The organism is uncultured Lutibacter sp., assembly GCF_947495725.1.
Lineage (GTDB): Bacteria > Bacteroidota > Bacteroidia > Flavobacteriales > Flavobacteriaceae > Lutibacter.
Genome location: NZ_CANLZZ010000002.1, coordinates 604,440 through 629,752, shown reverse-complemented (window position 1 = coordinate 629,752; position 25,313 = coordinate 604,440). Strand labels below are relative to the sequence as shown.

Annotated in this window: 21 protein-coding genes and 1 pseudogene; 7 read left to right on the top strand and 15 right to left on the bottom strand. The window is 32.2% G+C overall.

The genetic code is table 11. The annotated features are described in order from the left end of the window. On the top strand, positions 1-1,569 hold the full coding sequence (locus tag Q0776_RS06160) for an NAD(P)/FAD-dependent oxidoreductase (protein ID WP_298366056.1): 1,569 nt from the start codon (positions 1-3) through the stop codon (positions 1,567-1,569). Position 1,570: 1 nt separating this feature from the next. On the opposite strand, the gene Q0776_RS06155 is transcribed toward Q0776_RS06160, so the two are convergent. Together Q0776_RS06155 and Q0776_RS06150 are read right to left on the bottom strand one after the other, a co-directional pair. Further along, positions 1,571-2,287, bottom strand: a complete 717-nt coding sequence (locus Q0776_RS06155; protein ID WP_298366053.1) for a methyltransferase — start codon at positions 2,285-2,287, stop codon at positions 1,571-1,573. Positions 2,288-2,384: 97 nt separating this feature from the next. Further along, positions 2,385-5,099: a phosphoenolpyruvate carboxylase gene (locus Q0776_RS06150; protein ID WP_298366050.1), complete on the bottom strand. Its 2,715-nt coding sequence runs from the start codon at positions 5,097-5,099 to the stop codon at positions 2,385-2,387. Positions 5,100-5,357: 258 nt separating this feature from the next. Here Q0776_RS06150 and Q0776_RS06145 point away from each other — a divergent pair, with 258 nt between their 5' ends. After that, complete coding sequence (locus tag Q0776_RS06145) at positions 5,358-6,581, top strand: tRNA modification GTPase (RefSeq protein WP_298366049.1); 1,224 nt, start codon at positions 5,358-5,360, stop codon at positions 6,579-6,581. A gap of 117 nt (positions 6,582-6,698) precedes the next feature. Here Q0776_RS06145 and Q0776_RS06140 read toward each other — a convergent pair whose 3' ends face one another. Next, entirely contained in the window at positions 6,699-6,911 is a 213-nt protein-coding gene (locus Q0776_RS06140) for a hypothetical protein (RefSeq protein ID WP_298366048.1), read from the bottom strand. Positions 6,912-7,081: 170 nt separating this feature from the next. Between Q0776_RS06140 and Q0776_RS06135 the strand changes: the two genes are divergently transcribed. From Q0776_RS06135 to Q0776_RS06115, 5 genes are read left to right on the top strand one after another with little or no spacing between them, the layout of a single operon-like run. Continuing rightward, positions 7,082-7,837 (top strand): hypothetical protein, encoded by a 756-nt coding sequence (locus Q0776_RS06135; protein ID WP_298366046.1) that lies wholly within the window; start codon positions 7,082-7,084, stop codon positions 7,835-7,837. Next, a complete protein-coding gene (locus Q0776_RS06130; RefSeq protein WP_298366044.1) occupies positions 7,837-8,232 on the top strand; it encodes a DUF5675 family protein in 396 nt (131 codons plus the stop codon). The genes Q0776_RS06135 and Q0776_RS06130 overlap by 1 nt, the downstream gene beginning before the upstream one ends. 2 nt (positions 8,233-8,234) lie before the next feature. Continuing rightward, positions 8,235-8,477, top strand: a complete 243-nt coding sequence (locus Q0776_RS06125) for a hypothetical protein (RefSeq protein WP_298366043.1) — start codon at positions 8,235-8,237, stop codon at positions 8,475-8,477. After that, complete coding sequence (locus tag Q0776_RS06120) at positions 8,464-8,640, top strand: hypothetical protein (protein WP_298366041.1); 177 nt, start codon at positions 8,464-8,466, stop codon at positions 8,638-8,640. The genes Q0776_RS06125 and Q0776_RS06120 overlap by 14 nt, the downstream gene beginning before the upstream one ends. A 3-nt stretch (positions 8,641-8,643) precedes the next feature. Next, on the top strand, positions 8,644-9,153 hold the full coding sequence (locus Q0776_RS06115; protein WP_298366040.1) for a tRNA (adenine-N(6)-)-methyltransferase: 510 nt from the start codon (positions 8,644-8,646) through the stop codon (positions 9,151-9,153). Positions 9,154-9,195: 42 nt separating this feature from the next. On the opposite strand, the gene Q0776_RS06110 is transcribed toward Q0776_RS06115, so the two are convergent. From Q0776_RS06110 to Q0776_RS06055, 12 genes and pseudogenes are all read right to left on the bottom strand, one after another. Beyond that, positions 9,196-10,320, bottom strand: coding sequence for a Fic family protein (locus Q0776_RS06110; protein ID WP_298366037.1), 1,125 nt, complete (start codon positions 10,318-10,320; stop codon positions 9,196-9,198). A gap of 152 nt (positions 10,321-10,472) precedes the next feature. Then, positions 10,473-10,820: a DUF2493 domain-containing protein gene (locus tag Q0776_RS06105; protein WP_298366034.1), complete on the bottom strand. Its 348-nt coding sequence runs from the start codon at positions 10,818-10,820 to the stop codon at positions 10,473-10,475. 88 nt (positions 10,821-10,908) lie between these two features. Beyond that, on the bottom strand, positions 10,909-11,472 hold the full coding sequence (locus Q0776_RS06100) for a hypothetical protein (RefSeq protein ID WP_298366032.1): 564 nt from the start codon (positions 11,470-11,472) through the stop codon (positions 10,909-10,911). Positions 11,473-13,029: 1,557 nt separating this feature from the next. After that, positions 13,030-14,173 (bottom strand): annotated as a pseudogene (locus Q0776_RS06095) (iron-containing alcohol dehydrogenase). A 17-nt stretch (positions 14,174-14,190) separates the two neighbouring features. Further along, positions 14,191-14,802 (bottom strand): LUD domain-containing protein, encoded by a 612-nt coding sequence (locus tag Q0776_RS06090; protein WP_298366030.1) that lies wholly within the window; start codon positions 14,800-14,802, stop codon positions 14,191-14,193. Next, positions 14,765-16,135: a lactate utilization protein B gene (locus tag Q0776_RS06085; RefSeq protein WP_298366028.1), complete on the bottom strand. Its 1,371-nt coding sequence runs from the start codon at positions 16,133-16,135 to the stop codon at positions 14,765-14,767. Before Q0776_RS06085 ends, Q0776_RS06090 begins: the two co-directional genes overlap by 38 nt. A gap of 2 nt (positions 16,136-16,137) precedes the next feature. Beyond that, complete coding sequence (locus Q0776_RS06080) at positions 16,138-16,875, bottom strand: (Fe-S)-binding protein (protein ID WP_298366027.1); 738 nt, start codon at positions 16,873-16,875, stop codon at positions 16,138-16,140. Positions 16,876-17,767: 892 nt separating this feature from the next. Beyond that, positions 17,768-19,183 carry a sulfatase gene (locus Q0776_RS06075; RefSeq protein ID WP_298366025.1) on the bottom strand — a complete coding sequence of 472 codons (1,416 nt, stop codon included), beginning with the start codon at positions 19,181-19,183 and terminating at the stop codon, positions 17,768-17,770. 22 nt (positions 19,184-19,205) lie between these two features. Beyond that, complete coding sequence (locus Q0776_RS06070) at positions 19,206-20,690, bottom strand: sulfatase (RefSeq protein WP_298366023.1); 1,485 nt, start codon at positions 20,688-20,690, stop codon at positions 19,206-19,208. Between the two features lie 18 nt (positions 20,691-20,708). Next, complete coding sequence (locus Q0776_RS06065; protein ID WP_298366019.1) at positions 20,709-22,379, bottom strand: sulfatase; 1,671 nt, start codon at positions 22,377-22,379, stop codon at positions 20,709-20,711. 56 nt (positions 22,380-22,435) lie between these two features. Beyond that, positions 22,436-23,959, bottom strand: coding sequence for a sulfatase (locus Q0776_RS06060; protein ID WP_298366017.1), 1,524 nt, complete (start codon positions 23,957-23,959; stop codon positions 22,436-22,438). An 8-nt stretch (positions 23,960-23,967) separates the two neighbouring features. Next, positions 23,968-25,302, bottom strand: a complete 1,335-nt coding sequence (locus Q0776_RS06055) for a sulfatase-like hydrolase/transferase (RefSeq protein ID WP_298366015.1) — start codon at positions 25,300-25,302, stop codon at positions 23,968-23,970. Positions 25,303-25,313: the final 11 nt, after the last annotated feature.

Here is a 25,313-nt window from a genome sequence, read left to right as displayed (position 1 = left end):
ATGAGTTCAAAAGATCATAAAACAGCAATAATTATAGGTGCAGGACCGGCGGGACTTACTGCTGCATATGAGTTTATAAAACATACAAAAATTAAACCTATTATTGTTGAAATGTCTGGCGATATGGGCGGAATTTCAAAAACCGTTAACTATAAAGGCAACAGAATTGATATTGGAGGACATCGGTTTTTTTCCAAATCAGATAAGGTTATGGATTGGTGGCAAAACATTTTACCCATTGAAAACAATAACTCAGACTCCAAATTAAAAATAAAATATCAAGGGAAAGAAAAAGAAATTGAACACAACAACTCAAAAAAAAATGATTTAGATCCGAATAAAGTTATGCTTATTCGAAAAAGAGTTTCACGTATATTTTTTCTTCAGAAATTTTTTAATTATCCTATATCTCTAAGCTTCCATACCTTAAATAATTTAGGGCTGTTAACTAGCTTAAAAATTGCCTTTAGTTATCTATTTATAAAGATTTTTCCCATATCAAACGAAGTTACCTTAGAAGATTTTTTTATAAATAGATTTGGAAAAACCTTATACTATACTTTTTTTAAAGATTATACTGAAAAAGTTTGGGGTAAATCATGTGCGGAAATTCCTTCCGAATGGGGAGCGCAACGTATAAAAGGTGTTTCAATAAGCAAAGCAATTTTACATGCATTTTCAAAAGAATCGGATTTAAATCAAAAAAATGTTGAAACTAGTTTAATTGAAAAGTTTTTATATCCAAAATTAGGACCTGGACAAATGTGGGAGGAAGTTGCAAAAATAATTAAGCAAAAAGGAGGTGAGATTATAACAAATAGTAAAGCCACGGAACTAATTCTTAAAGAAGGCAATATAAAAAGCGTAACTATTGTTGATTCAACAACAAATTCTAAAATAGTTTTACAAGCGGATTATTTTGTCTCAACAATGCCTGTTAAGGAATTAATAAATAATATAAAGCCTACTGCACCGTATAGTGTTATTAATGTTGCTAATAAATTATTATATAGAGATTTTATTACAGTTGGACTTTTACTTAAAGAATTAAAAATAAAAGATAAAAAGTCTAAAACATTAATTAAGGATAATTGGATTTACATTCAAGAGAGTTCTGTAAAAATAGGGCGATTACAAATTTTTAACAACTGGAGTCCGCACCTAGTAAAAGACCCTAACACAGTTTGGGTTGGGTTAGAATATTTTTGTAATGAAGGTGATTCTTTATGGCTAAAACCTGATTCTGAATTTATCGAATTTGCAATTAATGAACTAGTTTCAATTAATATTATTGAAAAACAATCTGTATTAGATTCAACTATTATAAAAATGCCAAAAACCTACCCTGCATACTTTGGCGGATATAAGAATTTTAGTACAATCCAAAAGTTTACTGACTCAATTGAAAACTTATTTTTAATTGGAAGAAATGGAATGCATAAATACAACAATCAAGATCATTCAATGTTAACTGCAATGATGGCTGTTGAAAACATTAAAAATGGAGTAAAAACCAAAGCTAATATTTGGGAAATAAATACCGAACAAGAATATCTCGAAGAAAGTTAGTTTACATTTTCAAATAAAAATCTTTAACCAATTTTATATAATCATTGGTATAAATATGACGGTCTAGCTCAATTATAAGCTCATTTTCTTCCACAAGTACACTAGAAGATGAAAGTTGAATTAAGCTGCGTTTAATTTTAGAATTTTCTGTTCCTTTTACACGGGTTAATCTGTTTGGATATAATTCTAATTCTTTTGCAATAGAAATAAAATTCCCCTCTTCAGAAAAAGGAATAATAAAAGCACAGCTACCATTTTTAGCCAATAAATTAGCAACTCCTAAAAGCAACTCTTTATAAGTCAAACTTTCCGAATGTCTTGCCATTGCTCTACCATTTTCTAACTCCTTATAAGTTGATGTATAAAAAGGAGGATTCGAAATTATTAAATCATATTCCTCATCATCCATTTCATTTACCAATTCTTGAAAAGATGCATGGTAACAAAACAGACGATCTGCCCAATCACTTTGTTCAAAATTCTCTACAGATTGCACATATGCTTCATCATTTAATTCTACAGCATCAATCAATTCGCAAAAGCTGCGCTGAGCCATCATTAAAGCAATTAAACCAGTTCCTGATCCAATGTCTAAAATGCTATTAACAGAATTATCAATTTTAGCCCAAGCCCCAAGTAACACACCATCAGTTCCAACTTTCATTGCTGTTTTATCCTGATGAATTTTAAATTGTTTAAATTGAAACTGATCACTCATTCGAATTTTATTAAACTTTAATTAATAAAAAAACCTGTTTATTCGTTTTAAATGAAAAAACAGATTTTTAAAATTGTATTTTTAATTTGGGGTATTTTTACCCAGTACCTTTTAGCCCTCCAGATAATGCATTTACAAGTAATAATAATTCCATTAAATAACTATCGCTTTCTTTCGGATTTGAGTCTTTAAGGTTTCTCCATTTCGTTAAATAATCTATTTGAATTTCATGCAATGCTTTTAATGAGTTATTCCTTAATTTGTTATCGTTTAACTTAGAAATTCGCCTCACTTCTACTGAGCTTTCCGTAATTTCTTCAATTTCATCTAAACAATTTTTATAATCATTTAAAATTAGTGTCATTAACTCTTCTTTTACCTTTGGATTCTCAACAAAATTGGTAAATGAATTCATTATTTCAATATCAGAATTTAATAAATTAGATTCGATTTGAATGAGGCTATATTTTAAGAAAGGCCAATCTTTTGCTAATGATTTTAAATGTTCAAAATCATTTGGATGCTTTTTCTGAAACTCCACTAAAGCAGTTCCTGTTCCAAACCACCCACTAATATTAAACCTAGATTGATTCCAACTAAAAACCCAAGGAATAGCACGAAGATCTTCTAAGGATCTTTGACCTGTTCTACGAACTGGCCTTGATCCAATCTTACTTTGCTCTAAAACATCTATTGGAGTTACGGCTGTATAAAACTCAATAAAATTTGGATGGTCTAATAATTTTCTATAAGTTGTTCTGGTAAGCTCAACTATTTCATCCATTATTTTATAACGTTGTTCATCTTTAACTTTAGATTCTTCAACCATAGCTTGTCTTGCTGTCCCTGCAACAAACATTTCTAAATTATAAGCTGCAGTAAGACGATTGGCAAATAAATTAGCAATAGATTCTCCTTGCACAGTCATTTTTATTTGCCCACTCATAGAACCTGCCGGCATACTATCTAAAAATCTATGAATTTTTCCTCCTCCTCTACTAATTGTTCCTCCTCGTCCGTGGAAAAAGCAGAGTTTTACATCAAATTCTTTCGCTACTTTAGTTAGGTTTTCTTCTGCTTTGTATATATTCCATCGGCTTGTTAAAATTCCACCATCTTTATTACTATCACTGTAACCTAACATTACTTCTTGAATAAATGACTTAGAATTTAACCGTTGCTTCTCAACAATTGGATGTTTTAAGAAAGCGGTTAAAATTTCCGGACCAGCAATTAAATCATCAACAGTTTCTAACAGTGGAACTACTGGAAGGTTCGTATCTTGTAGTCCAACTTCTCTAAGTAACAAATACACTAATAATAAATCGCTTAAACTACGAGTCATACTAACAATTACAGATCCAATTCCATTTGTACCGTATAAATCTACATATGTTTTAATTTCTCGCAAATACCCAAGAACATTATCAGCCTCTGGCCCACAAGAAACACCAGCTACTAAAAACGGACGCTTATTTTTTAATTCTTTATTTAAAAAGGACAATCTTTTTTCTTCATTCCAACTTCCATAATCAAAATCCGTAAAACCTGAGGCTGCTAATATTTGACTAATTGCTTTTTCGTGGTAAGCGCTATTTTGTCTAATATCTAATTTTGTTAAATGGAACCCGAAGTTTTGCACTAATCTTTCAATAGGAAACAACCACTGCTTAGCAATTTTTACTGCACCTAAATCAATAAGCAACTGCCTTAATTTTTTAAGTTCAACATCTAAAACATCAGCCGATTTAAAATAACTTGCCTCTCCTAAAGTATGATTATCTTTAATTGTATTATTTAATTGAAGCAATAGTAAATTTATAAATTGACGTAATGGTTCTGACGGGTTTCGCTTTAATGCTTTTTCTCCTTTTGCTCCAAATAACGAGGCTTTTTGTTCAAGTTCGTTAAGAAAGTCCGACGCAATTGTATTTTGAAAACTAGAAAAACTAAGTTTAGCCGCCAAATCAACTAATTGTTTTTGAATCATTTTCAACATTAATCTTCTATGCAATCTTAAAGTTGAAGCAGTAAATTTAGGTGTTACAAACGGATGTCCATCACGATCACCACCAACCCAACTTCCAAACTGAATTAAAGGAAAATGTTCTGGCCATTCTAATAATTCCGGAGAAAAATCCATTTCTTCCCAAGCATCTTTCAAACGCTGATCTGTTAATTTAACCGCTTCAGGAAACACATTATTAAAATAATGCATAAGATTATTTCTCTCATCTTCTAACCGTGGCTTTTCAAGATAAATTTCACCTGTTCTCCACCAACGCTCCATTAAACTAATAATTTCTTGTTTTAAAAGCGATTGCTCTGAAGTTGACCAATTTGGATTTTCCTTTTTAACCAATAACAAGTACAATTCTCGGTGAATATCAATTACAGTTAATCTTTTAGCTTCCGTTGGATGGGCTGTTAAAACCGGCACTACTTTAACTTCTCTTAGTTTTTCAGCTATCTTACACTCATTAATTCCTTCTGTTTTCCATTGATTTAGCGTATAACCCCAAGATCCTTTTGTAGATTCAATACCAAATTGTGTTTCTGATTTTCTTCTATATTGTGTTGCGGCATTTTCTTCAACTAAATTCAATAGCTCAAAACACATTCCAATTGCTTGTGTAAATTTTTCATTGGAATAATTAGCTGTTTTTTTTACAGAAAAGTTATCAATTGGCAACCCATCAGCTAAGTTACTCTCTCCAATTGATGTCAACATTTCTTTAAATAAAGTTATTAAATACTGGTAATCTTCTCTTATTTTTCTTAATCCTTCTTTTTGAAGTAATTCATTTGCCATATTTCTTTTTTTAGTTATTGTAGAATACGAGTATTTAAATTGAACTAATTGAAACTCTGTATTTTCTTGTCAAATTTATTGATTGTTAAGTTAATTAACAATTTTTATAAAATGTAGTTACGTAAATGTTTTCGTTACTTTTTTTTTAAGTAAAAACAAAGCAGGTATCTTTTTTAAATATTAATACGATAATTTAGTCTTAAAATACTTTCTTTTGCAAGTTCATTTTCTATAGAAAACACTACATTTGAAAAAAACATGAGAAAGTATTTCTTATTAATTTACACCACATTTATTACTGTATTCTCCTACTCGCAAATTACTTTTGAAAAAGGATATTTTATTAATAATTTGAACAAAAAAATTGAGTGCTTCATAAAAAATGTAGATTCGAGAAACAACCCAACTAGTTTTAAATATAAAATATTTGAATCGGATAATGAAAAATCAATTGGTATTGATTCCGTTAAAGAATTTTATATCTATAAAGCTTCAAAATATATTAGAAAAACTGTTAAAATTGACCGATCAAGTAATAAACTAAATAAGTTAAGTAGAAATAAAAAAGTAATTCTAAAAGAAGAACAAATATTTTTAAAAACGCTTATTGAAGGCGAAGCCAACCTTTATTTATTTGAAGATGGGGTATTGATGAGATTATTCTACAGCTATAAAAATTCAGATATAGAACAATTAATTTTTAAAAATTACTTAACAACAGATAATAAAATAGGAGAAAATAACAGATTTAAACAGCAATTATGGAGTAACTTAAAATGTTCTTCCATAAAATTAACAACCATAAATAAACTACAATACACAAAAAAGAGTTTATTTAACTTTTTTAATCAGTACAATAAATGTACTAATTCAGAATATTCAAATTTTGAATTGAGGCAAAACAGAGATTTATTTAATTTATCAATTAGACCTCAATTTAGAACATCATCCTTATCAAATGAAAACTTTTTTTTAGATTATAAATACACTGATTTTGGCAGTAAAAGTAGTTTTGGTTTAGGAATTGAAGCTGAACTAATATTGCCTTTCAATAAAAACAAATGGGCTTTAATTTTTGAACCTACTTATCAATACTTTAAATCAGATATTTCAAAAGTTGTAGGTGAAGCTTCAGGAAGAATTAATATAACATCCGTAAAATACAATTCTATTGAATTACCTATTGGTATTCGTCATTATTTTTTCCTCAAAAAAGGTTCTAAATTTTTTATAAACACTTCAATTATTATTGACACACCATTAAACTGTTCAATTGATTATAAAGAAGAGGATGGTTATGTTTTTAGTAAGGTTGATATAAAAAGCGGAATTAACCTTGCATTAGGAGCTGGCTACAAAATGAAAGATAGATATAGTATGGAGGCTAGATTTCATTCTGTAAGACAATTAACAAACAGCAACGCTTCCTATGATTCTCCATATAAAACTGTTTCTATAATTTTGGGATATTCATTCTTATAAAAAAGAAGCCTTACATTAATGTAAGGCTTCTTTTGCAGAGAGGAAGGAACTAAGACTATTCCCACAAGCCCTTTTCTTAAAGGGCTTATAGCTCCACTGTTTTTTACTGACCCCGAATTAGCCCCTTTTTATTTGATTTGAAATGTATTCATTTATGATATCTATTTCAATTCCTGAGTATTCTGAAAACTCATTGATTGTAATAAATTGATGAGGTTGTTTACCTAAATGCTCCTTAATTTTATTTAAAAGTTTACGCCCATAGCGTTCACTTCTGCCTGTGATGCATTGAATGTCTTTTGGGTATATGCAAGCTCTTACTATCTTCATTTTAATACTCTATCCATGCTTTATCCTACTAGTATCCTACTAGCATCTATTCTTGAATGAATCCCTCAATTTGGATTAAAAAGGACGTTTTCGGAATGGATGGATTTCAATTTTTGATTTCTTTTATAAAGATAAGTTGCTTTGTTGAGAATTAAAAATTTTATAACATTATGGCCAAACAAACTGGTATTATTAGATTGAAAGGAACTATTGGAGGTATTTCCTTTTACAAAACTGCTGATGGACATCTTGCCCGTGAAAAAGGTGGTGTAGATGCTTCAAGAATTAAAAATGATCCTGCGTTTCAAAGAACACGTGAAAACGGTGCTGAATTTGGTGTTGCTGGAAAAGGTGGTAAAGTATTGCGAAATGCAATTCGGCTTCTTTTACAAAATGCTAAAGACAAAAGAGTGGTGAGTAGATTGACAACTGATTTGTTGAAAATTGTAAAAACCGATGCTGTTAATGAAAGAGGTTCTAGAACTATTGAAGATGGTAACCTGGAACTCTTGGAGGGCTTTGAGTTTAACATCAATGGGAAATTGGGTGCTACTTTGTATACTCCTGCCGTGAATGCGTTTGATCGAGTAGCTGGCGATGCAACTGTTGGCGTTGCTCCTTTTTCTGCAAAAAAACGTATTGCTGCGCCTGCAGGAACCACACATTTTAAAATGGTTATGGGAGCTGCTGAAGTTGACTTTACCAAAGAAACTTTTGTTTTTGAAAGTGATGAGACTGCTGTATTACCTTATGAAAATGCACCAACTGCACAAATCGATTTGACTGCTACTGTTACTGCAAATTCTACTTTACCTGTAGTTCATGTATTGGGAATTGAGTTTTATCAAGAAGTAAATGGTGAAATGTATTCATTGAAAAATGGATCATACAACGCCTTGTCCATTATTGATATTGACACTGTTTAATGTATTTACTATTACACAGAACTTATTTTAAGGAGGGCACGAATAGTGTCCTCTTTTATAAAAGACAATTTTTAGGCTTTGCCATTGAATTACCTTGGTTGGATAACAAGCTAAACATTTCTTGTATTCCTGAAGGTGTTTATACGTTGAAACCTCGTTATTCAGAAAAGTTTAAGCATCATTTATTGGTTGAAAATGTTCCTGGCAGAAGTTTGATCTTGATACATCCTGCCAATGATGCAAAAAAGGAATTGAAAGGTTGTTTGGCTCCTGTTTCAACATTGACTGGTATTGGAAAAGGATTGCAATCTACACCGTTATTTCAAAAAATAATTTCTAGTTGTTACCAAGCATTTGACCGAAAAGAAACCATCACATTAACTATAAAATCTTAATTATGAAATTAACTCAACGATATAAAAAAAAGACTCCTAATTTTTTTAGAAAACTTAGAAACATTGGCATTGCTTTGGCTACTGCTGGAGGTGTTATTATTGCTGCTCCAATTGCAATGCCCGCTATTGTTGTGACTATTGCAACTTATTTAACTGTGGCAGGAACTGTAGCCACTGCTGTAAGTCAAGCTGTAGTATCTGACACTAAAACTGATCCCGAAACTACAACTAATGACAACAAATAATTATCAACTAAAATCTGGTGTGTTTGGGGGCACACTACTATCAACTGTTTTCAATATCAGCTTGCATGATGTAGTTTTTACTGCTGTTATGGCTGTTATTGGAGCAGTGATTAGTTTTTTTGTTTCTTATATACTACGAAAGTTATTTGCCGATAATAGTTAAAGTGTGAATAGTAGTAAGATATTATACAGCAAGGGAAAGAATGATGAGTGTTATACACCTGCATATGGCGTTACTCCTATATTAAAATATATTCCTAAAGAAGCCATTGTTTGGTGTCCGTTTGATACAGCCGAAAGCGAGTTTGTAAAACAAATTAGTAAGCAGAATAAGGTTGTTTTTAGCCATATTAACAATGGGCAAGATTTTTTTTCTTATGAACCTGAACAATGGGATGTATTAATAAGTAATCCACCTTTTTCTAACAAACGTAAATACTTTGAAAGGGCTTTATCATTCAATAAACCTTTTGCACTGATTATGACCAATACCTGGCTTAATGATGCGGCTCCAAAACAACTTTTTAAACACAAAGAATTGCAACTCTTGCTATTTGACAAGCGCATGAAGTTTCTTAATAATGGTATTACTGAACGTAAAATTACGTTTAGCAGTAGTTATTATTGCTGGAACTTTTTACCTCAACAAATTGTAATTGAGGAGTTGAATGTTTAGCTGTTTAATTTAAGAGCATTAAACATTTCTTCCAATTTAAGGCTAATTAAACAGGTTTGTATATTCTCTAAACATATAAATCTTTCCTCTTTTAGCTCCTGTGGTTTCTTTTATTATGTCTAGTTTTTCTAAATCATCGATTAATTTATATACAGAAGGCAATGAGAGGTTTGTTAAATCTTTCACCTTACTAGCGTCTAGAATTGGGCGCTGAAACAAATAATTTACAATTAACTGAGCATTATTAGAACGGCTTCCTAAAGTTTGAATTTTAACTTCTACTTCTTTTTGTAACTTAAGAATACTATCAAAAGTAGTTACACTGTTCTTAGCAGTTTCGATAACTCCAACTAAAAAAAATTTAAACCATTGCGTTAAGTCATTTTTTTCACGTACTCGCGTTAAATTGTCATAATATAAAGACCTGTTTTTCTCAAAAAAATCAGAAAGGTATAAAATTGGTTTTTTCAGAATTCCTTTTTCAACTAAATATAAAGTAATCAATAATCTCCCAACTCTTCCATTTCCATCTAAAAATGGATGTATTGTTTCAAATTGATAATGTATGAGCGCAATTTTTAATAAGTCCGGGAAATATGATTCTATACTATGAGCAAACTTTTCTAAGTCCCCCATATAATCGTTGACACTTGAATGAATTGGAGGTATAAACGTAGCGTCATTAATGCTGGCTCCACCTATCCAATTTTGGCTACTCCTAAATTCTCCAGGCAACTTATGCTTTCCTCGAACTCCCTGTAATAGAATCTTATGAGTTTCTTTTATTAAGCGTGATGAAAATGGTAGTTTTTCAAGATTTGCAATTGCTGAATTTAAAGCTTCTATATAATTTTGAACCTCCTCCCAATCATCTCTTTTTTCATCATTCACATCTTCTATATCCAATAAAGCATCTTCAATATTCGTTTTAGTCCCTTCTATTTTGCTAGATTGAGTTGCCTCTTTTAAAACGTGCATACTTATAAAAAGATCAATATTTGGGATGTATTCTGAATACATATCTAGTCTACCAAGTTGCCTATCAGCCTGACTTAACAGATTTAACAGTTCCATATCATCAATTTTCCATTCTTGATTTATCCTATTAGGCTGAAAACTCTTATAAGTCCCTTGATGTATCTGATTTCCTGCTTTAAAACTTTTCATATTGCTTTTTAATTAAAACTTTATCAAAGGTACTTCTTATTTAAGAAAATCACAAAAAACTTAATTAAGGAATTACTATTTTAATTTTTAATAGAAAAACTTAAATAGCGAAGTGTCTTTATTAAGATTTTTAATTTAGAATAACTATAGAATTAATGATAACAAATCAGAATATCTAAATTACACCTATTTGCTAGTTGAATCATATTGTTGGTTCCTTTGCTTTTCCCATCCCAAAAGGCTATTAATGCATTGGCATAATTTGCCATTTCTTGATTTCTTTTTGGCCCAGCTGACTTTCCATATTTATTCCAGTTTGCAGGGAATTGAGTGATTTCATATCCTCGTTCTTTTGCGTACTGTTCTCCTAGTTTATCTGCTCCTCGGCATGTACCACTTACAATTTCAATATTGTTTTGATCCCGGAGGAATTTGTCACATATTTCTTTTAATTTTTGGTAATCGGTAAAGGATCTGGATCCTGCTATAATTATTTTCATTTTCTTTTAGTTTTAAATGATGAGATCCCCCAGTCGAGCTGAGGGTGACAATTTGAGATTCCTGCCTTCGCAGGAATGACAAGAAAGTTTAAGACCTCAACAAAGCAATTTTCAATTTTGAAATTGCTACTAGTTGTTGCTGTAGATTTTCTTCAAAAGCATTGATTTTTTTAAGCTTTTCAACCTTGGTTTTCCACTGTTGTTGCTCATAGTTATGGAGTGCTACATTAATCACTTTTTTAGCATCTGAAATACAGATAAATGGAATGACACTTCCTTTTAAATAGTATGCGAAATACTTGCCTATTTTAAGAGATAAGCATAAATAATATAGAGATTCCCGGGTTTCCTCTAAAGGTGTTGTAATGACATAACAATTTGGGCAAGGCTTCTCCAGTGGCTTACCACTGTTTAATCCTTTATTTAGAATAAAAAAGTGCGGTGTATTATAGGCTCTTCCGCTTCGGTGGGTTTTGATTTCATAAGTTGGCATAGTTCTCGAATTAAAAATAACATCCTGGCGCCATCTGGCTCTATCGCTAAAAGCGTCCACTGGACACTTTTTACGCTCAGCCCTGCTTCGCGCATATAAATTTTTAAACAAAAAGAAAAAAGAAAGCACCCCTGTTGGTTGTGTGGCAAAGGCTGTCAAGGTTTTTGTAAAAAATACAACCGGTGTTTTTTATAAAAATTTGAAACGAGCTGTAAATGAGGTGGAGATTTTTTTCAAAACCCGAAGGGCTTGACCTTGAAAGTCTAAGTGCGGCTGGAGAAGGGAACAACCGATTTTTGCGACCTTTTTTATTTTTTAAACCTCGATTATTCTTTGAAATGATTATAAGAATGTTCATTTCAGCAGGTAATGGTAAGCCTAATGCGGTAGCATTAACGCGAGCCGCCGCGAGCAGGAACAAGGGTGTTGGGGCAAAAGTACGTTGAGGTTCGAATAAGTACGTGCAACAACTACGTGGTACACGCAAGGGTGGCGGTGTTTTTGATGCTGCTGGAAAAGCAAGGGCACTTTATGGAGTGAATTTTATGTTGTCATTATTCATTTTGCCTTGATGCAAAACGAATCAAAAAATCAAGACTTATTAGAATAGCTTTGCATTCTAAGTCATCTCACTTTCACACCCAGGTCGCTGCGCTTTTTGGGTTGCTCATACGCTTCGACAACTTGAATTGCTATTGCTATTTTAATAGGTCGTTTTTGTGAGTTGAGGTTTTTAGTATATTTCTACATTTTGGAGTACAATGTTAACGGAATACATTGCTCTTGTGCGCGTTTGCAATATGTTTTAATTGCGAGTGTTAAGGAGTAATTAAATTATATGCAAAATGGAGGTCTTCAAAAACTGTGACACCCTTTTTTTAGCCCGAAGTGACCAAGCAGGCGAGCCAAATTGTGTAATAGCGGTTTGCCCCTAATAATTATGAATGGATACTTTATTGGGTTTTAGGGGCAAAAGATAGCTATGCGTGAGGAATATGTGGAATGTGTGCAGTAAAATAAATAAATTGTGCTAAATGAGGACTGTGGACGATTAGTGCAATTTATGGTATATGCAAGGGAATTATTAACCCCTCCGCCGATGGCACCTCCCCTTTAAAAAAGGAGAGGATTTATGTTTTATTTATTGAATGCCCTTGCAGATATATTTTATGAAACAAAATGGAGCGTATTGTGAACACCTTATTACCTGCACGAATATTTCTAGCTTGTAGGAATGTTTCTAATGGAAACGGATTTAAAAAGCGCAAAGGCTAAAAGTAAGTGCCACATTTTTGGTGGCTCTTTCTGCGCGAAATTGGAAGCTTTATGAAATGGAGAGCAAACGGTATGGAATAATGCTGGAGATGGTGCTATTTTCAATTTTGATTCATAGGTGAGAAATAGACCTTCTATTGAATTAATTTGGTTTAATGTTACAATGGATTAAACTGATATAGGTTGCCCTTTGTTTTGTTAATATTCGTTTTTGAATAGTTAAATCCATTATACTAATTTGTTATTGATTTAATAAGAGTGTCAGTTCAACATATACTTTAATAAATAACTATCATTTTAAATTAAATAGTAAAAATTCTATTTACTCTTAAAAACTTGAAAACCACCTAAATCATAAATTTTAGATGGTTTAAGAGCTAATTGTATTTAGCTTAAGTACATTAGTTTTTTAATATCCTGTATAGCCATTTTAAATAACTATTACATTGCAGATTGATAAATTGCAATAGCATCGTCAACATTAACCTCTCTAGGGTTACCTCCGGTGCAAACATCAAGAATTGCGTTTTCTGCCATTTTTTCAAAATCTTCTTCTTTAACACCTAATTCTTTCAGGCCAGAAGGAATTCCAACAGCTGCTGATAGTTTTTCTATTGCTTTTATTGCAGCATTTGCACCTTCAAGATCACTCATGTCAAGCACACCAACACCCATTGCTCGAGCAACTCTTTTAAGTTTATAAGTACAAGAAGGGATATTAAATCGCTCAACGTGTGGTAATAGAATAGCATTTGCTACTCCATGTGGTAAATCATACATACCACCTAATTGATGTGCCATTGAGTGAACAAACCCTAAACCTGCATTTGAAAATGATTGACCCGCAATAAATTGTCCCCAAGCCATTTTACTTCTAGCCTCAAGATCATCTCCATGTTTTACGGCTTGCTCTAAACTTTGAGAAATTAATTTTATAGCCTCCAAAGCCAAGGCATCTGACCAATCAAACGCTCCTTTTGTTAGGTAAGCTTCTATAGCATGTGTAAGAGCATCCATCCCCGTTGCAGCAGTAAGTACAGCTGGTTTCCCCAACATTAGTTCAGGGTCATTTACGGCGATTGAAACTAAACAGTTTTTATCAACCATCACCATTTTCACTTGTCTTTTTACATCTGTAATAACATAGTTTATGGTTACTTCGCTAGCTGTACCAGCTGTTGTATTAATTGCAATAATAGGTAAGGAAGATTTTTTAGATACATGAATACCTTCATAATCCTTAATATTACCTCCATTTGTAGCTAAAATACCAATCGCTTTTCCGCAATCTTGAGGAGACCCTCCGCCTAAAGTTATAAGCATTTTCTTGCAATAATTTTAATCCATTGTTAACATTTTTAACAGTCGGATTTGGCTGAACATTGTCAAAAGTAACAACTTCAATATTTGAAGTTGTTAGAACATCTATTACGTTTTGAGCTACGCCGATTTGAACTAATATTTTATCTGTAACAAAAAGAGCTTTTTTATATGGAAGTGCTTTTAATTCTTCTCCTAAATCTTTTAATGCACCTGGGCCTATTAGACTTAATGGCGGTAAATATATTCTTCTACTTTGTAACATTTCATATTTATTCTTTGTTAAATTAAAACGACTGTCAAACTCATTGCCCCTTGAGCCCCAATCACAAGACATTGTTCTATATCTGCTGTTTTGGAAGGACCTGATATAAACAACCCAAAAGAACGTTCTCTACCTGCTATTTTCTTATACGCATCGTGCAGATGCAAACACAAATTTTCTTTTTCTAGAACAATCACTAAGTCGTTGGTAATAAATGGCAAAACTCTAATTGGGAAATCCTGTTCAGAAATCCATATTGCACCATTTTCTGCAACACCAAATTCACCTTTAATAATAGCTAAATCAATATTTTCTAATTGGTGAGGTTCTGTTTCTTTACTAATTGGAATCGTTCCAATATCTGAAGTTTGCGAATTCCCAACTATCTTTTTAGCCTTAGGATACCGTTTATTAATTTCAGTAGTTAAATTTTCATTCTTTTTCAATTCTTGAATAGTACCACCCACCAATTCAACATTACTTTTAAAAGTATCTAGTAAGTTCACTTCTTCTGAAAAAGCTTCCAAATTAATTTCATGTAAAGGCAACAACGCTGGCTTGTTTTGTTTTATAGACTTTAAAATTGCTTCTCTACCCATTGTTCTTTCTTTTTTCTTTATACCAATCATCGAAATTTTGATTCTTTACTTCAGGCAATTCACGTGCTTTTCCCCAAGCGTTTAATTTAGAATACACCATAAATCGAGGAGCATATTTTAACATGAATCGCGCCGATTTACCTCCAATATTGTAAAGTGTCCTATTTGAGAGCACTACGCCTGCAATTTTCAATATAGTTTTCTTAACTAAAGGTTGTTTTACATCTTTTGTAATGATTTGTCGCCATGAATATAATTGTTCGTGAATGTTAATCTTCACGGGACAAACATTGGAACAAGAACCACACAGGGTAGATGCAAATGGCAATGAACTATGTTTTGTTAAATCTTTACCCGGAGATAAAATTGAACCAATTGGTCCTGGAATGGTAGCATCATAACTATGCCCACCACTTCGCCTGTAAATAGGACAGGTATTCATACAAGCCCCACATCGAATACAATGAAGTGATGCTCTAAAATCTTCACGACTTAATTGTTCTGTTCTTCCATTATCTACAATTACAATATGCATTTCTCTCCCTTCTGTAGGTTTGTTAAAATGCGATGAATAAGTTGTAATGGGCTGGCCTGTAGCACTTCTTGCTAACAAACGTAAAAAAATTCCTAGATGTTCTTCTTTTGGAATTATTTTTTCAATTCCCATACAGGCAATATGAACAGGTGCACTATGAGACCCCATATCTGCATTTCCTTCATTTGTGCAAACTACAATACCACCAGTTTCAGCAATTGCAAAATTAACTCCAGTTATGGCGGCATCGGCTTGTAAAAACTTTTTTCTTAAATGTTTTCTTGCCTCATTTGTTAAATATTCAGGATTTCCATTACTAGGTGTTGTTCCTAAATGTTCTTGAAACAATTCATCAACCTCTTCTTTAGTTTTATGAATTGCTGGCAATACAATATGACTTGGTGATTCTTTTGCAATTTGCACGATATATTCACCCAAATCTGTATCGACTACTTCAATTCCTTTATTTTCAAGGTATGGATTTAAATGGCATTCTTCAGTAAGCATTGACTTACTTTTAACCACTTTTTTTGCTTTTTTATCTTCTAATATTTTTGAAACAATTTGATTATGTTCCTCAGCACTTGATGCCCAATGAACTTTAATTCCATTTGCTAACGCATTCGCCTCAAATTCAATTAAATAATCATCTAAATTTGATAGTACATTTGCTTTAATCCCTGAAGCTAACTCGCGCAAATATTCCCAACCTTTAACTCCGTGAGCTGCATTGTCTCTTTTTTCTCGAACATACCACAAGGCTTTATCGTGCCAATTTACTTTGGCTTCATTTTTATTAAATACTGCTGCTTTTTCTGAATGAGACATACTTATAAAGTTTTATTTAAGATTTCTGCAATATGCATAACTCTTAATGGTTTGTTATCTCTATTTATTAACCCTTCTAAATGCATTAAACAAGAATGATCTGCTCCAGTAATTACTTCAACTCCACTATCTAGGTGATCTTTAATTTTATCTTTACCCATTTTCACAGATACAGCTTCTTCAAAAACAGAAAAAGTTCCTCCAAAACCACAACATTCATCTTCTCTATTTAATTTCACTAGCTCTAGACCTTTCACATTGTTTAATAAGTCTTCTTCAGTAGAATAGTGCGGCTCCATTCTTTCTGAACAAGAACCCAAATTTAAGCCGCGAAGTCCGTGACAACTTTTATGAAGTCCAACTTTATAAGGAAATGAAGCGCCAACTTCCGTTTTACCCAATATTTTAACTATGAATTCACACAATTCATAAGCATTTTCCCTAACTTTAACTACTTCTGGTGTTTGTTCTAAAATATCAAAATGCTTTTTTATATGATAAATACAACTTCCTGAAGGACCAACTATAAAATCGTATTCTTTAAAATTCTCCACAAATAATTGGCATGCTCCTTTTGAGTCTTCTTCATATCCCGAATTTCCTAATGGTTGCCCACAACAAGTTTGGGTTGAAGGATAATAAACATCTACATTTAATTTCTCCAACAATTCTAATGTTGCAATGGCAACTTGTGGATACAACTGATTGATATAACAAGGTATAAAAAGACCTACTTTCATCTAATTTAATTTTGAAATTGTATTGATTAACAAAAAAAAGAATTGAGCCTAATAATAACTCAACCTTCATCGAAATATAGAATTAATTAATCATAATTATTTTTAGTATTAAGAAATTATTAAATACAGAAGGCATTATATAATCCTCATAATCCAGACTATTGGTAGCACTTTTTTTTAAATACTCTACATTTATTTCTCCAAACACCTATTACCAGTATTAAGGTTTTTTTAACCTATTTCATAAATAAATTTATATAATTTTTATTTTATATCCATTTAATTATTAAATCTTGTACTCTAAAATTAACAAATCCTATTAATCTTGGTTCAAATTTATCGTAAGTAAGAGCAAAAACTGTCCTGTACTATCCTATATTCATCATTATAGTTGAATTCAACTCTTCATCGAATTAATCTAATCCGAAGCCTATAATTTTTACCTTTTTTTTATTAATTACAAATTTTAAAATACTCTATAAATTCGAACAAATTAAATACACTTTTGAACTTTTTTTAGCATTAAAAAAAGGAGCTTCTCCAAGCTCCTCTTATTAACCAAACTTTTTAACTTTAATAATTATTATTTTTTAATAATTAATTAAACTTAATTAACTCAACATCTTATACTCCTATAAAATCACTGCTAAATTATTAATTTAAAAATACTCAATCATCCTGTACTGTCCTGACTCTAATTATATTATTGTTAAATTAACTATTGAAATTTCAATAAAAAACTAATCATTTTTAATTCATTATTTAATGATTTGCTTTAATGACTTTTGTAAGCATATAGCACCAAGAAACAGTGTTTATAAACTAATAAAATCCCTTACTAGAAATACCTTATTTAGTTTCTTATTTCGTATTAAATTATAACCGCTGTTGTTTATTTATAACTAGCTGCTTGCTGTTGTTTTATTTTTAGAGCATTTCGCATTTCTTCAATTACCTTTTTGTAGCTAACATCCGTCGCAACATTCTTATTCTCTTCAGGATCTAATTTACGGTTGTACAACATTTCCTCTCCGTTTTCATACAAAGAATAAGTAAATTCTTCCGTAACTATGGCATCAGCTGCTTTAAACCTCGCATATACATTTTCTCTAAACGACTGTTTAGGTTCATCAAGAATAGATTTAAAACTCTCTCCCATAATGTAATCAGGTGTAGGAATATTAGCCAAGTCACAAAGTGTAGGGTAAATATCAACACTCTCAACCAAAGCTTCTGTTAGCATACCTTTTGCTTTTCCTGGCACTTTTACAATTAAAGGAACTTGCAAGGCATTATGCAAGGTATTGTGTTTACCCCAAAACTCATGCTCTCCCAAATGCCAGCCATGGTCTCCCCATAATACAACAATCGTATTTTCTGCTAAGCCAAGGTTTTCAAGCTCACTCATTACCTCGCCAACTAATTGATCTACATAACTTACACAAGCATAATACCCATGGCGCATCATTTTATGAAATTCATTGGTGTTAGGTGTATATTCTCCAAAGCTATAGGTTTTAAATTCTCCACTTCCACGCAATCCACTAGGGGCATTTTCAGGAAGATAACGGTTATCAGCTATTTCAATGGAATCTCTATCATATAAATCCCAATATTTCTTAGGTGCATAAAAAGGCATATGAGGACGAAAAAATCCACAAGCCATAAAGAAAGGTTCTCCAGACACTTTGAAACTGCGCAAATCACTTATGGTTTTTTGTGCAATTTTATAATCTGGGTAAAAACTATCTGCTACCTCTGGAGCTTCGTATACGCGACCATTACCTGATTTCATAAGTAATTGTTCAGTTTCTGGATCATAACATACGGCATGACCTCCTGCCGGCATCCACGGTTTTTGACTCCAACTAGCATCCTGAACATCTTTATTATAATGGAAAATCTTTCCGTTAGATATAGTGGTATAACCAGCTTCTTTAAATATACCTGGTAATGTTTTAGCATTTGGGACATCCTCTTCTGCCTTAGCTCTATAATCTATAAAACGTGTTTTTGTAGGTAGAATACTTGTAAGTAAACTGGCTCTTGAAGCTCCACAAACAGGTACATTGCAATAGGCTCGGTTGAAAACAAACGCATCTTGAGCCAATTGATCTATGTTTGGAGACTTAACTTGTGGTACACCATAACACCCCAATTCAGTTCTTAAATCATCAATGGCAATAAATAAAACATTAGGTTTCTTTTTTAAAGCATCTTCTTTTTCTGATTTTTGCTTCGTTGTACACGAAAAACTAATTAAAATAGTTAATACAATTAAAATGTATTTATTTTTAAAATTCATCATACGCTATTTTATAAATGGTTAATTACCAATGTTCAATTATTAAATAATCTTCACTATTTAAAGTGTTTTTTATTGAATCAGGTATTTTTCTGCTCGGAGTATCTTTATCTAGTTTAAAACCTTTATTCCCTTTAGGAGTTACAAGAGGCATATTCCCTATTTGATCATTTAAAAAATCTCCTTGGTCTTTCATCCAAGTAAACATATCTTTTGTTAATCGCTCTTTAACATCTTTGTAATCTGAATTTTCAGCTAAATTATGTTGTTCAAAAGGATCGTTTTGTAAATCGTATAACTCTTCAAAAGGTTCATTTTTAAAATGCATTGCACCTCTTTTAATAAAGAAATCTATATTTGGTTTTCCTGTTAAATTTTGCTCAACCACTTCTAACGAATTAAAATTTCTAATGTATTTATATTGTTTATCACGAATCATTCGTGAAGGAAAAACTTCAGAGTTTAGAATATTTTGGTTGGTTCTAATCCCATATACATATTTATTAATTTCAATATCTTCACCTTTAAGAATTGACAAAAAACTTTTACCATCCATATCTGTCCCTACTTTACCACCTGCAATATCCATAAAAGTTGGGAGCACGTCAGTATAATGAATTAATTGGTCTGATATTGAACCTGCATTTATTACTCTTGGCCAACGCACAACAAAAGGCACTTTTAAACCAATATCTTTTACGGTGAATTTCCCAGAAACTCCATGGTCTGCACTATAAACAAATAAGGTATTATCATGTAAATAAATATCAATTAAATTTAGCACACTTTCTAATTGCTTATTGTCTTCTTCAATACTTCTATAATAACCTGCTCTACTCTTAATATATGATTTACTACTTTTCTTATGCGCATTGAATGGATAAAATTTAAGGTCTTCAGCATTTGGGTTTTCTACATCAAAATATTTTCCATGAGGGTATTTTGAAGTGATGAACATACAAAATGGCTTTTTTGAAGTTTTAAAGTAATTTTCTATGCTATCTAAAGGAATATAATCTCTAGGAACATTCTTTTTAGGAACTGGCTCCCATTCCCTATCCCACTGATACACATTAGATGGCTTTACATGGCTTTTTCCTGCCAAAACAACTTCATAACCCAAATTTTTCATCTTAATTGTAACACTTTCAATATTTGGTCTTGTAGCTGTATGATTTGCAAAACAACCATTTTTTAATGGGTATTTACCTGTAAAAATTTGTGATCTACTTGGCGCACAAATGGCTTGAGCAGTAAAAGCATTATTAAAAAGCATCCCTTCTTTCGCCAATCTATCTACGGCTGTTGTTTTTACCTTTTTATTCCCATAACAGCCATAATCATAAACATCTTGATCATCTGCCAAATAAAAAATCATATTGGGCTTATTTAATCTCTGTATTTCTTTTTCAGCTTCCTCATTTAAAGCTTTATTCTTATTAGTTAAACAAGCAGTAAAAACAAAGGCTACGGTTCCTAAAAGAAAAAAAACGAAATATTTTTTATTCATTTTAATAGTGTTTATTTTTTATATTTTATATTTTTGAATACCATCTATCTGAGGGTAAGGTACTTTCTCTCCATTTTTCGCCCAAGTTCCTGTAGGAGCATCCCTTTTCATAAGCCATTCTCGAAGTTTATTGTTCATCTTATTCGCTAAATATAGTGTCTTTTGGCTTGGGCTTTCATCTAAAAGATTAACAGTTTCACCTATATCTTTACTAAGATTATAAAGTTCATATGAATCATCTTCGTAGAGATAGAACAATTTATAATGTTGGTTGTCGGTATCTCTATAATGAATAACTGATTGAGGCATATTACGCACATCCATATACCCTGGAAAATGCCAATACAGCTCTGTTTTATCATCAAGTACTTCTGTTTCTTCTCTTAAAACAGGTGCAACCGATTTTCCATCAATTTCATGCTTTTGAGAATCAGGTAGCTCTGCCCCAGCCATTTCGGCCAGTGTAGGATAAAAATCAATGGCATGAACTTCTTGAGCAGTGTTCACTGTATTTGGTGAAATAACACCTGGGTACTTGAAAATCAAAGGTACGCGAACACCTCCTTCATAATACGTTCCTTTTCTTAAACGCAATGGTGTATTATCAGTAGGTCCCATAAAGCCACCATTATCTGAATAGAATACAACTAACGTATTTTCAGCAATACCATCTTGAGTATTGCCATCACCATTTGGATCATCTAGCGCATTTAAAACACGTCCTACAGTTTGATCCAAAAGTTCAACAAAGGCAGCGTAATTAACGCGTTTATGACGAGGATCCTGTGATGTTTTGGCTTCATATTTAGCTTCCAAATCAGGACGCGGAAGAATGCTCACATGTACTGCATGAAAAGGAACATAAGCGAAAAATGGTTCTTTTTCTTGTGATCTATCTTTAATATAATCAACAACAGCATCTCCCAAGGCATCAGTAAGATGTTTAGGTGTGCCTTCCAATAGCCAGGGATCATTTCCATTTTTCATTGGCACTAAAACATTTTTAATATAAGAAGCATCATAAGGTTGTGCATAGTCTTTTAATCCTACGTGATTAAAGATCCAACCTTTAGCATCATCATTTTGCGCAAAGAACTCATTTTTAACTTTTACACCATTTACGGTAGCATTTGTTTCTTTTCGTAGTGCCAGATTATAATCAACACCCAGATAAGTAGCAGCGTGCGCTTCCTTTTTAATAGCATGTAACTTTCCAAACCAAGCCGTGTGATAACCAACCGTTTTTAAGGTTTCAAACATAGATACACATTCTTCTTGTAAATAATTATTTTGAACGGGAGGTTTGATAGATGTAACAATACCTTTCGAAGCTCTTTTAAGGCTTCCCACATTATACACTCCATTTTGCAATCCTGTTGCGTATTGCCCAGTATGAAGTGCTGCGCGAGTGGGTTGGCAGTTTTGCTGTGTATATGCATAAGTAAATGACTTCCCTTCCTTCGCCAATTTATCTATGTTCGGGCTTTCATAATATTTAGAACCATTATCCAAACTTGTGTTAGGTGAACTTAAATCTGTCCAACCTAAATCATCTGCCATAATAAAGATAATATTGGGGTTCTGTTTTTCTTCTGTATTCTTGCTTTTTTCTGATGATAATGATGTCTTACATCCTACAAAAAGAATTGTAGCACAAATGAATATTGATATTTTTGAAAAAATCTTCATTTTAATATTACTTTTTTATTAGACTCTTTTTATACTAAAATAAATTTTAGATGTATTTAATGTTTTGCTCCAATTACTTTTACCTCTTTAACTTCCTCTCCATTTATTCTTGCCTTTTGCTCAACAAAATAAGGTTGAAAAGTATAATTAGATTTTGAATCCCATTTTGAATTCACCGTTGGTAACAAAGCTTTTAATGCTGCTATTTTACTCTTAAATTTAGGATTGGATGCTTCATTGGCCCATTCGTTTGGATCTGTACTATGATCATAAAATTCTTCAGCTCCATCCTCATAACCAATATATCGAAAACCATCAGCTTTTACCGCATGGTTATTCATTCCAAAAGTAGTAATGGCATAAGCACCTTCTTCATTTTTTTCATTTTGCAACATTGGCACTAAACTTTTGCCCTCATTTCTTTCATAAGCTGGTAAACCACTTAATTCCAACAATGTTGGATAAATAGATAACATTTCTACTGGCGCATTAATTTTTTTCCCTTTAGGTACATTTGGCCCAGCAAACATTAACGGTGCTTTAGTGGCAGTTTCCCATAATGCATGTTTTGCAAATGTTCCTTTTTCTCCTAAACGATATCCGTGATCTGACCATAAAACAATAATCGTATTGTCTGCGTAATCACTACTTTCTAGTGCATCTAAAACTCTACCTAACTCATAATCTACATAACTCATACACGCCAAATATGCTTGAACAATTTTCTTCCATTCTCCACTTTCTATTGCCCATTCAGTTGAAGGCATCATAGGTAAATCATTAATTTTCATACCAACAGGAGGAATATCCTTTAAATCATCAGACAAATATGGTGGTGTTTCAATTCCTTCCAAAGGATGCATATCAAACCATTTTTGTGGCACATACAAAGGCACATGTACACGTAAAAAACCTAGTCCCATAAAAAAAGGTTGCTCATATTTTTTATGTAAACGCTCTACCACCCAATTTACAGATTGATGGTCCGGCATTAACGTATCATTTTCAGGAAAAGCACCCCAATCGGTGCTTGTTCTTCCATGTGTACCTTTTATTCCTTTACCAAAACCGTCCCAAACAAATCTCTTTTCAGGATATGGTCCAAAACCTTTCACACGCCCTCCATCCTCATCAAACATACCCTTTGGTGCGTAAATATGAAAAAGTTTACCAATTCCCATAGTATAGTATCCATTATTTTTAAAGTACTCTGGAAGAAAAGTAATATCTTTTGTTGCTGAGTTTTCTTCTCTACGAATTTTATTATCGGGTGTCATACCATAAATACCCGTTGTTGAAGGTCGAAGACCTGTCATTAATGATGCTCTTGATGGCCCACATAATGGTGCTTGACAATGTGCGTTGGTAAACGTAACACCTTTTGCTGCTAGCCTATCAAAATTTGGTGTTTTTGCATTGGAAAAACCATCAATAGGTGTTATCCAATTGTTTAAATCATCAACTGCAATAAACAGTACGTTTGGTTTTGAAGCCTCTTTAACTTCTTCTTTTTTTTCCGTTGAATTGCAAGATGAAACCATTACAAAAACAGTAACTAATAAGATGTATACATTTTTCATAAAAAGTACTATTCAGCTCTAAACACTTTAATTTTTTCTTTTAAATCATCTACAATTTCGGGATGATTCTCAGCTATATTGTTTTTTTCAAATGGGTCTTCATCAATATTATAAAGCTGAATTTTTTCATCCTTTTTTCTAATTGAATCTGGGACAATTAGTTTAAAAGGAGGAAAAATAGCCATATTATAAAACATACTATTTTCTATCGTATCAAAATCATGAGCGTAAATCTCTCCAAATATTCCTTTTCTATTTTTCAGTTGTTCTTCATCCAACACATTAATTCCTTTCATTTCTTTCGAATGTTCAATTCCCAATAAACTTAAAACCGTTGGTACCATATCAATACTACTCACCACATTTTCAGCATCCATTTTAGGGTTTATTTTCCCTTCCCATTTATATATAATTGGAGTTCTCATTCCCAAATCATAAGGTGCACGTTTAGAATTTTTCATATAGCCACTTTTTTCAGGGTCTTGCACCCAACCATTATCACATACGTAAACAAACAAAGTGTTTTCTGTTAGTCCTCTGTCTTCAAAGGCATCAAATAATTCCCCACAAGTTTCATCAAACCACTCACACATTGCCCAATATTTTGCTAGATGTTCAGACGTTGTTTTCTTCATATATTTATCTAACAATCTTTGAGGTGGATTATGTGGTCTATGAGGTAAAAAGGGTGCATACCACATAAAAAATGGTTTCTTTTCTTTTACAGCTATATCAACATAACTACATAAAGTATCTAACCCTTTTCTTCCAATTTCTAAGCCGTAATCACCGTGTCTTCCGCCACGATTTGGGTTTCCATGAGTCATTCCATCATCAAAACCTCCATTTTTATGGTTACCTATCCACCATTTACCCGTTTGAAATGATAAATAGCCTTTCTCTTTTAATAAATCTGGCAGTGTATTTAATTCTTTAAAGTTGTCTATTATAGGTTGATAATTTTTGGCTCGCCATTCTTTTTTGTTTTCTCTTTTATCACCTGGAAGTACTCTGTCGTTCCCTAAAACTCCATGCTGCTTTGGGTATAGACCGGTAATAATGGTTGCTAAAGATGGAGAACATAAAGAAGTTGGCACATAGCCTCTTTCAAATGTTAAGCTTTCATTAGCAAATTGGTCTAATCTTGGGGTTTCAATATTCTTATCGCCCATAAAACCGTAATCTGTCCAGGATTGATCATCAGATAAAATAAAAACAATATTTGGAAGTTCTTCTTCCATTCTCTTTTTAGTTTCAGTTATATTTTTCTTGTTTTTATTTCCGCAAGAAAAAAACAAACTAACTATTATAACTAGTATACTTACACTTTTTAATTCTCTCATTTTTATATTTT

Bases quoted from the DNA above. Each gene is read 5' to 3' on its own strand.
- Q0776_RS06060 (WP_298366017.1), bottom strand. From the start codon at position 23,959: ATGAAAAATGTATACATCTTATTAGTTACTGTTTTTGTAATGGTTTCA.
- Q0776_RS06085 (WP_298366028.1), bottom strand. From the start codon at position 16,135: ATGTCTCATTCAGAAAAAGCAGCAGTATTTAATAAAAATGAAGCCAAA.
- Q0776_RS06075 (WP_298366025.1), bottom strand. From the start codon at position 19,183: ATGATGAATTTTAAAAATAAATACATTTTAATTGTATTAACTATTTTA.
- Q0776_RS06155 (WP_298366053.1), bottom strand. From the start codon at position 2,287: ATGAGTGATCAGTTTCAATTTAAACAATTTAAAATTCATCAGGATAAA.
- Q0776_RS06105 (WP_298366034.1), bottom strand. From the start codon at position 10,820: ATGAAAATAATTATAGCAGGATCCAGATCCTTTACCGATTACCAAAAA.
- Q0776_RS06120 (WP_298366041.1), top strand. From the start codon at position 8,464: ATGACAACAAATAATTATCAACTAAAATCTGGTGTGTTTGGGGGCACA.
- Q0776_RS06145 (WP_298366049.1), top strand. From the start codon at position 5,358: ATGAGAAAGTATTTCTTATTAATTTACACCACATTTATTACTGTATTC.
- Q0776_RS06135 (WP_298366046.1), top strand. From the start codon at position 7,082: ATGGCCAAACAAACTGGTATTATTAGATTGAAAGGAACTATTGGAGGT.
- Q0776_RS06160 (WP_298366056.1), top strand. From the start codon at position 1: ATGAGTTCAAAAGATCATAAAACAGCAATAATTATAGGTGCAGGACCG.
- Q0776_RS06055 (WP_298366015.1), bottom strand. From the start codon at position 25,302: ATGAGAGAATTAAAAAGTGTAAGTATACTAGTTATAATAGTTAGTTTG.
- Q0776_RS06070 (WP_298366023.1), bottom strand. From the start codon at position 20,690: ATGAATAAAAAATATTTCGTTTTTTTTCTTTTAGGAACCGTAGCCTTT.
- Q0776_RS06125 (WP_298366043.1), top strand. From the start codon at position 8,235: ATGAAATTAACTCAACGATATAAAAAAAAGACTCCTAATTTTTTTAGA.
- Q0776_RS06110 (WP_298366037.1), bottom strand. From the start codon at position 10,320: ATGAAAAGTTTTAAAGCAGGAAATCAGATACATCAAGGGACTTATAAG.
- Q0776_RS06065 (WP_298366019.1), bottom strand. From the start codon at position 22,379: ATGAAGATTTTTTCAAAAATATCAATATTCATTTGTGCTACAATTCTT.
- Q0776_RS06080 (WP_298366027.1), bottom strand. From the start codon at position 16,875: ATGAAAGTAGGTCTTTTTATACCTTGTTATATCAATCAGTTGTATCCA.
- Q0776_RS06090 (WP_298366030.1), bottom strand. From the start codon at position 14,802: ATGATTGGTATAAAGAAAAAAGAAAGAACAATGGGTAGAGAAGCAATT.
- Q0776_RS06140 (WP_298366048.1), bottom strand. From the start codon at position 6,911: ATGAAGATAGTAAGAGCTTGCATATACCCAAAAGACATTCAATGCATC.
- Q0776_RS06150 (WP_298366050.1), bottom strand. From the start codon at position 5,099: ATGGCAAATGAATTACTTCAAAAAGAAGGATTAAGAAAAATAAGAGAA.
- Q0776_RS06130 (WP_298366044.1), top strand. From the start codon at position 7,837: ATGTATTTACTATTACACAGAACTTATTTTAAGGAGGGCACGAATAGT.